This window comes from Streptomyces sp. NPDC007095, from assembly GCF_040634475.1.
GTDB lineage: Bacteria > Actinomycetota > Actinomycetes > Streptomycetales > Streptomycetaceae > Streptomyces.
In genome coordinates this window covers 1-12,103 of the sequence record NZ_JBEYFS010000294.1, presented here as the reverse complement: position 1 = coordinate 12,103, position 12,103 = coordinate 1, and the positions used below count along the sequence as shown (strand labels likewise).

At 67.1% G+C, this 12,103-nt stretch carries 13 protein-coding genes and 1 pseudogene; 10 read left to right on the top strand and 4 right to left on the bottom strand.

Annotated features, from left to right (window positions below; genetic code table 11):
• Nucleotides 1-272: 272 nt before the first annotated feature.
• Nucleotides 273-914 (top strand): response regulator transcription factor, encoded by a 642-nt coding sequence (locus ABZ656_RS51640; RefSeq protein WP_101408601.1) that lies wholly within the window; start codon nucleotides 273-275, stop codon nucleotides 912-914.
• Between the two features lie 275 nt (nucleotides 915-1,189).
• Here the strand turns inward: ABZ656_RS51640 and ABZ656_RS51635 are convergent, their stop codons facing one another.
• Together ABZ656_RS51635 and ABZ656_RS51630 are read right to left on the bottom strand one after the other, a co-directional pair.
• Nucleotides 1,190-2,023, bottom strand: coding sequence for a transposase family protein (locus ABZ656_RS51635; RefSeq protein ID WP_360278821.1), 834 nt, complete (start codon nucleotides 2,021-2,023; stop codon nucleotides 1,190-1,192).
• Between the two features lie 72 nt (nucleotides 2,024-2,095).
• Nucleotides 2,096-2,551: a hypothetical protein gene (locus ABZ656_RS51630; RefSeq protein WP_360278818.1), complete on the bottom strand. Its 456-nt coding sequence runs from the start codon at nucleotides 2,549-2,551 to the stop codon at nucleotides 2,096-2,098.
• Nucleotides 2,552-2,843: 292 nt separating this feature from the next.
• On the opposite strand from ABZ656_RS51630, the gene ABZ656_RS51625 reads away from it, so the two are divergent.
• Together ABZ656_RS51625 and ABZ656_RS51620 are read left to right on the top strand one after the other, a co-directional pair.
• Nucleotides 2,844-3,320 (top strand): DUF6233 domain-containing protein, encoded by a 477-nt coding sequence (locus ABZ656_RS51625; protein WP_129592439.1) that lies wholly within the window; start codon nucleotides 2,844-2,846, stop codon nucleotides 3,318-3,320.
• An 86-nt stretch (nucleotides 3,321-3,406) separates the two neighbouring features.
• On the top strand, nucleotides 3,407-3,631 hold the full coding sequence (locus ABZ656_RS51620) for a hypothetical protein (RefSeq protein ID WP_101408598.1): 225 nt from the start codon (nucleotides 3,407-3,409) through the stop codon (nucleotides 3,629-3,631).
• 82 nt (nucleotides 3,632-3,713) lie between these two features.
• Here the strand turns inward: ABZ656_RS51620 and ABZ656_RS51615 are convergent, their stop codons facing one another.
• Nucleotides 3,714-4,883 (bottom strand): endonuclease domain-containing protein, encoded by a 1,170-nt coding sequence (locus ABZ656_RS51615; protein WP_360278814.1) that lies wholly within the window; start codon nucleotides 4,881-4,883, stop codon nucleotides 3,714-3,716.
• Nucleotides 4,884-5,352: 469 nt separating this feature from the next.
• A pseudogene (locus tag ABZ656_RS51610) lies at nucleotides 5,353-5,541 on the bottom strand (hypothetical protein); the annotation flags it as partial.
• 193 nt (nucleotides 5,542-5,734) lie between these two features.
• Between ABZ656_RS51610 and ABZ656_RS51605 the strand changes: the two are divergent.
• The 7 genes from ABZ656_RS51605 to ABZ656_RS51575 all read left to right on the top strand — a co-directional run bounded on the left by ABZ656_RS51605 (nucleotide 5,735) and on the right by ABZ656_RS51575 (nucleotide 12,012).
• Nucleotides 5,735-6,796 carry a tyrosine-type recombinase/integrase gene (locus ABZ656_RS51605; protein ID WP_360278811.1) on the top strand — a complete coding sequence of 354 codons (1,062 nt, stop codon included), beginning with the start codon at nucleotides 5,735-5,737 and terminating at the stop codon, nucleotides 6,794-6,796.
• Nucleotides 6,793-7,347, top strand: coding sequence for a hypothetical protein (locus tag ABZ656_RS51600; protein WP_360278808.1), 555 nt, complete (start codon nucleotides 6,793-6,795; stop codon nucleotides 7,345-7,347). Before ABZ656_RS51605 ends, ABZ656_RS51600 begins: the two co-directional genes overlap by 4 nt.
• 10 nt (nucleotides 7,348-7,357) lie before the next feature.
• A complete protein-coding gene (locus tag ABZ656_RS51595; RefSeq protein WP_129592437.1) occupies nucleotides 7,358-9,316 on the top strand; it encodes a site-specific integrase in 1,959 nt (652 codons plus the stop codon).
• Nucleotides 9,313-9,867, top strand: a complete 555-nt coding sequence (locus ABZ656_RS51590) for a DUF6262 family protein (protein ID WP_360278801.1) — start codon at nucleotides 9,313-9,315, stop codon at nucleotides 9,865-9,867. Before ABZ656_RS51595 ends, ABZ656_RS51590 begins: the two co-directional genes overlap by 4 nt.
• A gap of 608 nt (nucleotides 9,868-10,475) precedes the next feature.
• Nucleotides 10,476-11,372 carry an alpha/beta hydrolase gene (locus ABZ656_RS51585; protein WP_101408593.1) on the top strand — a complete coding sequence of 299 codons (897 nt, stop codon included), beginning with the start codon at nucleotides 10,476-10,478 and terminating at the stop codon, nucleotides 11,370-11,372.
• A gap of 287 nt (nucleotides 11,373-11,659) precedes the next feature.
• Nucleotides 11,660-11,809: a hypothetical protein gene (locus tag ABZ656_RS51580; RefSeq protein WP_360278798.1), complete on the top strand. Its 150-nt coding sequence runs from the start codon at nucleotides 11,660-11,662 to the stop codon at nucleotides 11,807-11,809.
• Nucleotides 11,810-11,820: 11 nt separating this feature from the next.
• On the top strand, nucleotides 11,821-12,012 hold the full coding sequence (locus ABZ656_RS51575; protein WP_360278795.1) for a hypothetical protein: 192 nt from the start codon (nucleotides 11,821-11,823) through the stop codon (nucleotides 12,010-12,012).
• The last annotated feature ends 91 nt before the right edge of the window (nucleotides 12,013-12,103 follow it).

The window sequence follows — 12,103 nt, the reverse complement described above, 5'->3', positions numbered from 1 at the left end:
CGCCTCTCCCGGCTGTTCGCACGCGCCGGTCTACAGTCCCGCACCGAGGTCGTGACGGCTGTACTCAGGGGCAATCCGCTGACCACGGACGGCCACTGAACGGCCACTGACCACCCTCCGGATTCACCCGGTCACCGGTCGGCCCGCTCGTGCCAGGTTTCCCTGTGCTTAGCCGACGGGGAGCCGAGGGGGCCGAGGAGCCTGATTCCCCGTGGCAACATCAACCCCCTAAACCTCATGGACGACTCCAGTTTCCAAATGGGGGAGAACGCATGCCTCAGCAAGTACTCATGGACACCGTACGCGTGGCGATTCACGCACCTGACGTCGTCACCCACGCCGGACTGGTCAGCACCCTTCAACACGACCGCCGCGTCCGCAAAGTCCCACCGGCCGACATCCAGGACGCCCATGTCGTCGTAGTGGCCGTGGACATCGCCGATGCCTCCGCCCTGGAACTGCTGCGTGAACTGAACGACAACACCGATACCCGCTTCGTGATGCTCGTGGGGCAGCGGTGGCAGGCCGACATCTCGACAGCGATCAACCTCGGAGTCCGCGCCGTGCTGTGGCGCGACGCCTTCACCCCGGCCGCCTTCATCCGCACCCTGCTCACCATCTCGGAAGGCGGCGGGAGCTTCCCGCCCACCCTCCAAGGCACCCTGATGAAACATGTTCAGTGGATCCAGCGGGAAGTCCTCGCCCCACGCGGCCTGACGGCGTCCGGAGTGAGCCCCCGCGAGGTGGACGTGCTGCGCCTGGTCGCCGACGGCAAGGAACTCTCCGAAATAGCTGAAAAGCTCTCCTATTCCGAGCGGACCGTCAAGTACGTCCTACACGGCCTGATGAAGCGCCTGCAACTGCGCAACCGGGCCCACGCCGTCTCCTACGGGATACGCACCGGCATCATCTGACTCATCAGCCGGCGCCCTTCCGGGCCTTACGGTCGCCCACACGCACAGCGGTCACGTGATCGGTAGCCGTCCGTCCTGTAGCAGTCCGGGACCGGCCTCAGCCCACTCACGCGAAAACTCCCGGGACAGCCGGGCAAGGAAAGAGAAACGGCCCGCCTGCGGTTCGGGTCACTGAGCCTCCGCCAACTTGAAGTAGCAGGTCACAGGACTGGTGTGACCGATGCTCGGGGTGCTCATGCTGGTCGTGGGCGGAAGTCCACGGTGAAGACCATCGGTCAGCGGTTGATTTCGAGGTTCGTCAGGACGAGTAGGGCTCGCAGGAGCCGGGTGGCGCGAGCAGGTTCGGTGCGGAGTCTGGTGAGGATCCGCCAGTTCTTGAGGTGGGCGAAGCCGTGTTCGACCGGAGCGCGTCCGACGGCGAGGACGCGGTTGGCCTCCTTCTCGCCCGGGGTGAGCTTGTGGGTTCGGCTGGCCGCGTAGCCGGTGACGATCACGGGGGCGAGGATGTCGTTGTCCAGGCCGCGGAAGCCGAGGTCGGCCAAGGCTCCGAGGCCGGCGGCACGCAGGTGGGCCAGGATGTGGTCGTGGCGGGCGGCGGTGTTGTCGTGGGTGCGGCCGGGCCGGGCGGCGGATATCCAGATCAGCCGGCCCCTCTCGTCAGTCAGGGCGAGGAAGTGCAGGCCGTGACGTCGGTGTTTGCCGGAGTAGTTGCGCCGGTCAGCCTTGCCAGTGCGGCGCTGGGTCGGGATGAGAGTGCCGTCGATCAGGACCACTTCCCCGCCCTGCCTGACGATCTTCTTCAGGGCGCGGTCCAGGCGCGGCGCTTGGGCGGCGAGCAGTCTGATGAGTTCGTCGCGCCAGCGTCGGACGGTGGACTCGGACACGTCGTTGCCGCCTGCCATGTCGGCCAGGCGCTGGTCATGACGCAGTATGGCCAGGACGATCACCGCGATCCTCCCCGGCGGCAGGATCCGCCACCGGGTCCGGATCGTCTTCAGGTGGCGGAGTAGCAGGTCGGCGAGGTGGTTGACGGTGTGCGTGGACAGCGGCAGGCGGCACTGGTAGACAAGCGGGCAGGTGTCCTCGGCGTGTTCTTTGGTTTTCGTCACACAATTCCAACGGCCCCCAGGGACAACGCAGTTACGGGCTGGCCTTCGCTGGATACGTCATGCCGGAGGAGATCACAGGCGGGCGGTGAACCGGCCGTCGGGCTGTTTCCGCAGCCAGCCGCGGTCGGTCAGCCTGATCAGTTTCCCGCGCAGCGGTTCCAGCTTGGACTTCACGCTGACGTCCACTCCCAGCGTCTCGCCGACCTGCCGGGCCGTGACCGGTCCGCCAGCCTCTCGCACGACGTTGAGGATGCGCTGGTAGTCCGGCGGGAGCATGGTCTCCTGTGTTCCCGGGCCGCGGTGCGGGACCAGCATCACGGCCCGCCCGGCCATCTGGCCGGGCGGCGGGGAGGCCGATCCACGCTCGCCTGCGATCTCTTCACTCACCCGCTCAAGGACTCTTTCGGCGACGGCGAGTTCGTCCCGTTCGGATCGCACCTTGGCCAGCTGCTCGGTCAGCTGTGCTTCGAGGTCGTCCAGTTCCGCACGTCGCGCGGTGATCCGTTCCAGCAGCTCGGGATCCAGCATGCAGCGGATGGTAGCGGTCGGACTGCCAGGGGCACGAAACCCGAAGATTAGTCAGGACGGACGGGACCGGCGGGGCCGAGGGATCGTCCGGAGCGGTCTCCTGCGGGGAACCTGTCGGGCGGTACGGGTGGGCGTCACGGCGGCGAACGTCATCGGCAGGGGGTGGATGCACACCGGGTCGGCGTAGCCCCGCCCTCTGGGGTGCTGGTAGTGGCTCCCGCTCTCGCCGGAGTACTGGTCCTGTTCCGGTCCGATGAACTTGCCAAGGCGTCCGGTTAGGATGCTGGGCAGGGTGGAGGGGATCGAAATGCCGCAGTACGCGGCCCGGGTGGTCGTCATGATGCCTGACGGGCAGGAGTTGCGGGCCCGCCTGTATGAGCGGCGGCGCGCGGCGGTCGGATGGCAGTACCGGGTGGGCATCACCTGCTGGGCGGCTGGGAGCAGCGGCCGTACGGAGCCCGCGGAACAGAGTGTCTGGCTCGACGCCCGGCATGTCCGCCCCCTCGAAGGCGGTGACTACAGTCGCGTCCCGACCCTCGCTACTCCCTCCGCTGATGGGCGGCAGGCCTGGACGGTACAAGACCTGCCTCACCGCCCCGGCTACCCCGGAGCGCGCCTGATCCACGTCATCGGCTGCCAGCCCCACGCCACACCCATCACCCTCGACCAGGCTCTCGATATTCTCCGACAACCCCGCACGGTTCCCTGCCGCGAATGCAACGCAGCCACCTCCCTCCCCGCCGCGACGGAGCCGGTGCTGCCGCAGTAGGACCGCGCTCCGCTTGGAGAAAGGGAGCGCGCCGTCTGGAGCGGTTCTGGCACGGTGGCCAGAGAGCGGGCTGGCAGGATGGGCGTATGAGCGAGGACGCGTTGGAAGCAGCCCAGCGGGAATACCAGTCGGCACAGGAAGCGCTGCACACTGCCCGCCGAAAGCTGACCGCCGCCGTCCTGGCTGCCTACGCGAACGGCGAGCCCGCCGGCCGGATCGCCGAACGCACCGGCCAGAGCACAACCAGCGTCTGGAACACCCTCGCCGTCCACGGCATCACACCCCGCAGCCGCATCAACGGCTCCACCTGACAGACGCCGGCTCCTTCCGAGCTTGGAGCACAGGCGCCGGACGCGGTCCGGCGACCTGTTGAGCCGCTTCGCCGGTGTTCGGTCAGAACAGCGCCAGGCCTTCGCCGCTGGTGTCGGCGATGACGGGCCGAGGTGTGGCAGGGAGGTCGTCCAGGCGGTCGGGGCCGGCTTCGGCCGCCACGGCAGGGGCAGTCTCGGCCAGCCAGGTGCCGAACCGCTCGACGGCCTCCCGGTAGGGCACTTGTGCCAGGACGCGGTGCTCACCGAAGGGGCAGAAGTCGACGGAGACGGTGAACAGGCAGGAGCGGGGTGTGTTCTGGCTACCCGTCCACGAGACGCGCAGCACCCCGCAGGGCTTGCGCCCTCGGGACCCGGGGTGGGTGGGGCGCAGGGTGCGGGTGGCTGTGTGGGCGGTCCATGCGGCGAGGTGAGGCAGGGGCAGGGTGGTGCGGGCGCGGCAGCCCGGACAGCGGTGCCAGTGGCGCAGCCAGCCGACCGCGTCAGTGTCGAAGAGGCGCCGGTAGCGGTCGGCGACGCGGATGTCGTTGTCGTACAGGTGGTCGGGGCGCTCCAGCGTGTTGCAGGACGGGCAGACCGGGGCGCGGACGTAGCCGTGTTCATGGCAGTGATCCAGCACAGCAGCCGGCGCCGTACCGCAGACGGCACATACCCACCCGGCCACCTGGCGGGACATACCCGGCTTGCGGCTCAGCACCGAGTACAACTGACCTCGCAGCTCCCCCGTATACGGGCGCAGCGGGATGGCGGGACCGTTCACTCCCGTCGTGGACTGGCTGTCGGGGGCTTGGGGATCCCGGCGGTGCTGTTCTGTGAGAGCTCTGTCCGCCTGGCAGGCCCGCGTGGTGTGCAGCCACTCGGTTTCGGTGTGCTCGGCCGCGTCCAGCAGCCTGACCACGGCGCGCGGAAGCCACCACGACCGCTCCACCCTGTCACCAAACCGCTGCACCAACAGCCGCCGCCAGTCGACCCCCGCCAGATGAGACCACGGTCCTGCCTCATGGCCGGCCTGGTGTCCGGGACGATCTGCCTCTCGCAGTTCCCGGGTGATGCGGCGGCGCCACCCACGCAGCGTTCCCCCTGCGCGCTCCTGCTCCGGCACACCACGGAACGGACCGATACGGACCAGGTCCAGTGCGTCCACCTCCACCGCGTTCCATGCCGCCGCCGCCCGGCGCACCTCAGCCTCCGGAACACTCCACCGGCCGTCGCCCGTCCTCACCAGCTCCACCACACAGGCACCGAGCAAGACGTACCGCCCCGGCCGGACATCAGACGGAAAGCAGGTGAATACCGCGGAAGTCGTCGGTACCGCGCTACCTGCTGTCAGGCTGGCCCACACACCGTCGGCGGCGGCCGGAGTGACCAGACCATCTGCCCGGCCCGGGACAACACGCTCAGGCATAGCGAAAGACTAACGACCGGCGCCAGCGGACCGAAAGTCAGTGCCTGGTTCTGGTGCCGGGAGACTGCCGGATCCTCACCAAGTACCGCACCGACCCCGCCCGCGCCACCCGGCTCCTGCTCGTCCTGACGAACCTCGAAGTCAACCGCTGACCGATGATCTTCTCCGTGGGCTTCCACCCACCATCAGCACGAGTACCCCGAACACCAGTCACACCAGCCCTTTGACCAGCAACTTCAAGTTGGCGGAGGCTCACTGAGGTCTTCTCAGCAACGTGATGGCTGCGGCGCGTGATCACCTGTGCGTGCGCGGTGTCAAGGATGGCCTGCGTATCCGGCCGGGGCTGTGTCTCCGCGCCGAGGCTCTCCCACTTGGCCACCGTGCGCAGCGCGACACCGAGATGCTCGGCGAAGGCGCGTGTGCTCATGCGCAGCGCAGCACGCAGGGCACTCGCTTCCCGACCCGTCCATTGCTGCACGCTGACCACGTTATCTAGAGGTGGTTCTTGGCGTGAGGGACATTCGAGCAGGACTCACTCTTCCGTGTGGCTCATCAATATCCGATAGGTCGTTGGTACGTCTGGCTCGTTAGGCCATCCGTGAAGTTTCATGCGGAGAAGGCCGTGCTGCCCGGAGCTGTACCTGAAGTGGCCTGGGTGGGTCGTCAATGAGCTGTACCAGATGCAAGAGGAGGCGAGTACCTACCTGGAGGCTCTACGGGGGCAGAGCCGCTCGGTGAACACCGAACGCACCTACGCCAGCCGCCTTGCCCTGTACCTGACCTGGTGCGACGAGCGGGGACTGGACTGGACCGATCCGGGATTCGAGAATCTGCTGAGGTTCCGGGACTGGCTCGTCAGTACCCCGCTGCCGCCTCGTGGAGCGAAGCCCCCAGTACGTCCCCGGTTCCGCAAGGACTCCAGCGCGGACGCCGTACTCGTCACGATGACGGAGTTCCTCCGCTTTGGTGTCGGTCGGAACTGGGTGCCGGCCAGGGTCGCCGATTCGCTGTCCCAGCCGCGTCATCTGCGGTTCCTCCCGGCCGACTTCGAGACGGGCGAGGGCGGGCGCTTCCGCCAGGTCCAGACGCGAACGCTGAGGTTCAAGACCGGTGAGCCGGGCATCGAGTGCTTCACTCCCGAACAGGTCCAACTGATGATCCGGCTGGCGCGCAATGCCCGGGACCGGTTCATGGTCGTGCTGATGCGTGCGACGGGGATGCGCATCGGCGAGACCCTCGGCATGCGCCGCGAGGACATCCATCTGCTGGCCGACTCCCGTGTGCTGGGTTGCCACGTTCGCGGTCCGCACGTTCATGTCCATCGACGCCGTGACAACGTCAACGGGGCACTCGCCAAGTCGCACAGGTCGCGAGTCATCCCCGTCACGGACGAGGTTGCCGACCATTACCGCGAGTATCAGTGGGAACGCGACGGCGTCCGGGAGGCCGCCGAGAGCGACATGGTCTTCGTGAACCTCTACCGGGCCCCGTTGGGTCGGCCGATGAGCTACCCCAACGCGAAGCAGGTGTTCGACCGGCTGGGCAAGTGGGCTGAGATCGTCGCCAGGCCGCACATGCTCTGCCACACCGCAGCGACCGAATGGGTCGCCGAAGGCGTCCCGCTCGACGTCGTCCAGGCACTCCTCGGCCAGGTCTCACCGTCATCGCTCAAGCCCTACCTGCACACCAGCGACAAGCGGAAGCGGGAAGCCGTCGAACGCGTCGCGGCGGGAGCGCGATGACCGCCGCCCCGATCGCCTCCGTCGCAGATGTCCGCGCGTCCCATCCGCTGCCGTTCTCCGTCGACTGGCCTGGCTGGCAACAGTGGTTGAGCGACCAGCTTGATCCGCACTGGCGCCCGGGAGAGTGGAATGCGCAACAGTGGCTGTTCACCGGCGACTTCGCCAATCCCCGGACCACGGTCTGGAAGTGCCTCACGCCGGCCTGCCCCAGCGGTCTCTACGGACGCCGCAGCCGCTGCGCACCCTGCACACGCGACCACCACGCCAGCGGGCAGAGCTGGGATGAGTTCGACGCTTCGTTCGTTCCCGAGCGCGGCCAGCGCCGCGGAGACGATCCCGAGGACTGCGCTGTCACCCGGGACGGCCAGCGGTGCGAACGCACGGCGCTGTCGAACGGCGTCTGCCTGACCCATCTGCAACTCTGGCGTGACGTCTACCGTCCCAAGGGGTGGGACAGCGCCATAGATTGGGGGGCGCCAGGGCGGCGCCACTCCCTTTCCCGTTCCGCCATCCTGCTCGGTGGGGGCTTGCGACAACAAGGCCCTGCATGAGCGGACACCCTTGTGTATTTTCCACCTACGCCGCTGGAAGAAGGCGAGCGGGCTCGGGAACACCGCCACACGCGAGATGCTGGCCTGGTCCGCGAGCCAGCCGCCGTTCCTGAGTTCCCACCGCTTCTCGCTGATCGAGCTGCCGCCGCTGCTGCGGCTGGAGATCGCCTACGCGCTGCAGCACCGGGACGAGTTGGGGCACAATCTCGATCCCCGCAGCGTCCGCCAGATCGTTGCCGGTCTGGTCATCAGGGACACCAGTCTGGTGCTCCGCGATGACCATCTCGACGGCCTCTATGAGAAGCAGCTCAGCCCGCACGCGGTGTTCCGTCAGCTGGCCTGGTCGGTCCGCCGCGGCTTCGTCGCTTTCTCCGGCGACGACCCGTGGGCAGACGACACCATCGACCTGCGGGCGGCAGGGCTGAAATCGCGTACCAGGACCGGCCGGCGGAAGCAGGCCGGGGCCGCTGATCTGACCGGAATCCCGCAGGGATGGCTGCGGCAACTGCTACGGCGATGGACCGAGGCCGAGCGCCCCACCAGCAACGAGTTCAACCGATGGCACCGAGGCACCGTGCTGGCCGCCCAGGGCATGAACCGACTGCCCGGCGGCGGAGCCGAACTCTCCGAACTCGACTTCACCCACATCCAGGCCGCTTTCGAGGAGATCGCGGCGGCCCGCAACAGCAGGACCGGAAAGCTGTGCGCGACCAGCTACCGCACCAAGATGCTCAGGGACTTCTTCGCCTTGCTGGACTTTGGCCGACTCACCGGTCAACTCGAAGAAGCACCGGGGATGTTCGCCCGCCACTCCTCGCACCGTATCCCCCAGGAGGACACCAACGAAGACGAGATCGGCCGGGCCATCCCGGAGCACGTCATCCGCCAGCTCGACGCCCAGCTCGACTCCTTCCCTGTCGACGCCCACTACGGAGGCCTCGATCCCGAAGAGGTGCGGGCGATGTTCCGCGCCGTCTACGTCGTCCTGCGCGACTGCGGTCGCCGCCCGACCGAAGTGGCCTCCCTGCCCAGGAACTGTCTGGAACGCGAGGGCGATGAGGTGTCCTTGATCTGGAACAACAACAAGGGCCGCCGGATGCGACGGCGCCTGCCGATCGTCACCGAGACAGTGCAGACGATCGAGCGATGGCAGAAGATCCGCGACCAAGTCGACGCACCTTCCCACAGCGAGACCCACCTTTTCCCGGCGGCCACCGATGTGGCCGGTCTGCCACACCTGAGCTGGATCACACTGGGAGCGACGCTGCGCAAGTGGGTCGACTCCCTGCCTGAGCTGGACAGCGGCACCTTCGACACCGACGGCAACCCGCTGCCGTTCGACAAGTCCCTGATCTTTCCCTACGCGTTCCGGCACTCGTTCGCCCAACGCCACGCGGACGCCGGCACCCCGCTCGACGTGCTTCGAGACCTCATGGATCACGACGACCCCCGCACCACGCTCGGCTACTACCGCGTCTCCTTGAAGCGGAAGCGTGAGGCTGTCAAGACACTCAGCCTCCAGGTCGTCGACCGGCTCGGAGCCGCCTCCCCATGCTCTCCGCTGGCCTATGAACAAAGATCGGTGGCCGTCCCGTTCGGCGGCTGCACCGAACCATCCAACGTCAAGGCCGGCGGCCAGGCATGCCCGATCCGTTTCCAGTGCTCCGGCTGCGGGTTCTACCGCCCCGACCCGTCCTACCTCCCGACCATCGAGGACCACATCAACAGTCTGCGAGCCGACCGCGAGACCGCCCTGGCGATGGACGCGGCCAGCTTCGTCGTCGACAACCTCACCGCTCAGATCGTCTCCTACGAGGAGGTCACCGAGAAGATGCGCAGGCGGATGGCGAGCATGCCGGACGAAGAGCGCGCCGAGCTGGAAGAAGCAGCTGCGGTCCTGCGTCGTCTGCGGGCAGGCGAAAGCCGCAAGCTGCTGCCCCTCACCGTGATTCAGCAGGACACGAAGTGAGCCCCGCAGCCCGCATTCCGACCGAGGTTCTCGCGGCTTCCCGCAGGGCCGACAGCCTCCAAAAACGGCAGCGAGTCCTGGAAGCCGTCCAGAGAATGCTCGCCGACGGCGAGCCCATCACCTTCACCACAATCGCCCGCACCGCGAAGGTCTCAACCTGGCTCGTCTATGCCGAAGGCGTACGCGAGCACGTTGAAGCCGCCATCCGCCAGCAGGAACACGAACCTGTCGTCGCACGATCAGACGGTCGCCAGGCCAGCCCGGCGAGCCTGAAGTCCGACCTGCTCATGGCTCGCGAGGAGATCACCGCCCTCCGCCAGGAACGTGACCGCCTTCGCGAAGCCGTCCGGCAGCAACTCGGTCGGCAACTCGACCAGGTCGGCAACCAGCAGCTGACCGCGCGCATCTCCGAACTCACCAGTGCCAACAGGCGACTTGAACAGGAGATCGCCCAGCTTCAGCCGTTGAAGGAACGAGTCGACGAACTGGAGAAGGACCTGGCAGCTGCCCGCAGCAGTCTGCGCAAGATGATCCGCGCGGAGAACGCCTGACCCACGCATCCGACTCTGCGACGGGGGCCTGACCAGCAGCCTTCTACGCTGGTCAGGCCCCGCTCGGTCAGGTGTTGTGGACCAGGCGCATGAACTCGTCGAAGTCCATCTCCTGGCCGTACTTTCTCTGCGCAGTCAGCGGCTGCGGTTGCCCCTGGTCCGAGGTCATTTCGGTCCTTTCACTGGGACGCAAAATCGGCCTCGGCAGTGATCCGTGATCAGGTAGGGTCCTTGTCATGTCCTACATGTTCGTCCGCCTCCGGACCGCCTAAGACGTCTGCCGCCGCAGTCGCTCCGCGACCGGCGCCAGTCGAGGAACCCGCAGGAGACCACCGCGGTCTCACGGCACTGCCCTGCGGGTATCGCTCGACCCGGACCGTCGACGCGCACCGTTGCTCGTGAGCTCATCCGCGTCGCGTGCTGCCCCCTGGCAGCACGCGGTGGTTGACCGCTGCCACCGGCTTGCGTGCGCCCGGCCACTGAACCGCGATGCGCCTGGTGACAGGTGCGTCCATTTCTCCTTCAACTTCGGCGGCTCACCGCGCCGGCATCGGCCCATCAGCCATGCCTGCCTGCCGCGCCGCCCACCGGACATTGGACTGACCCGTATGACATCTGTCTCCAGTAACGCCTCTCGTCCGCGGCACGCCCGCGATGCGAATGCAACGTTCGTGCTCGTGCACGGCTCGTGCTCCAGTTCGTTGATGTGGGCTCCTGTCCAGCGCGAGCTGGCGCTGCTCGGCCATCGCAGCTTTGCCGTCGATCTGCCGGGGCACGGCTTCGACGCGCAGTACTCGGCGGCCTACCAGGCCCCGCAGGACCTCGACGCGTGGGCGGCCGAGCCGTCGACACTGGCCGGGGTCACCCTTCAGGACAACATCGACATGGTCGTCGACGTCGTCCGGCGGGTGGCCGAGCACGGGCCGGTGGTCCTGGTGGGTGCGAGCCTCGGCGGAACCACTATCACGGGGGTGGGCAACACGGTCCCTGACCTGGTGAGCCGACTCGTCTACATCTCCGCATGGTCGTGCGTGCAACGATCGAACCCCATTGAATACATGCAGGAACCCGAGTTCGGCGACAACCTGCTCGCCCCACTGGCCGCGCTGAACGTCGGCAACCCCGCCGAACTCGGCGTCGGCCGGGCCAACTACCGCACCGCCGACCCAAGCCTGTTCGCCGCCGCCAAGGCAGCGATCATGGCGGACGGCACTGACGAGCAGTTCCGGGCCTTCCTCAACATCCTGCAGCCGGACGAGTCCCTGGCGGTGATGATGTCCGACGCACGCGGCCACGCCGACACCTGGGGAAAAATCCCCCGCACCTACATCCGCCTCGCCGACGACCGGACGCTTCCTGCGGCCATGCAGGACCGCCTGATTTCCGAAGCCGACGCCTTGACGCCCGACAATCCGTACGAAGTGCACACCCTCACCACCAGCCACGTCGGTTTTCTACTCAAACCGGCGGAGGTGGCCGACATCCTCGATCAACTGACCGTGTGATCCAGAAGGCACACACCACCAGCTAGCGCGTTGAAGGGGGGCAGCCAACTGGCTGCCCCCCTTCAACGAAATGGCCACCGGTTTCCGCTGGGACCACATCAGCAAGACGTGACTTACGTGCATGCCACTCATACAGCGCTCTCACCTGCTAAATCCCCTGGCAGGTCTAGATAATCACCGGATGGCCTCCCTCCGTCACGTATGGAAGCACTCTCGGTGACGACGTGGGGCGGGAAGTGCAACAGCACTTCATTTCGAGGCCGTTCACGGCGGCCGACGCTATGGGCATGGACGACGAACTCATCACGGAACGCCATTCCGTCGCCTTCCCCCAGGTCTTCGGCTACGTGCGCCACGTCGCCGGCGGCCTGGCAGCCTGGCCCGCCACGCGGCGCTCGTCGACTGCCTCAGCGAGTACTGCCGTCGACACGAGCTGAACCTGTGCGGTGTGTTCACCGACCGCGACGCCACGGTGGGCATTCGTTCCCCCGCCTCCATCGGCCTGGTGGACGCTCTTGAACTGCCTGATACGTACGGCGCAGTGGTCCCGGTCCTCAGCCATCTCGGCCCCAAGAGCCTCGGTACCGAACGCAAGCGGCAGATAACAGCAACGGGCGCGACCACGGGGCTTTGGATCTAGTGCTGGATTCCTCTTTCGCTGGGTATATGTCCTGGTGGCGGGGTAGTTGGGGATGCTCGGGGGCGGGTGCTGGGCGATGGTGTTACGGGCA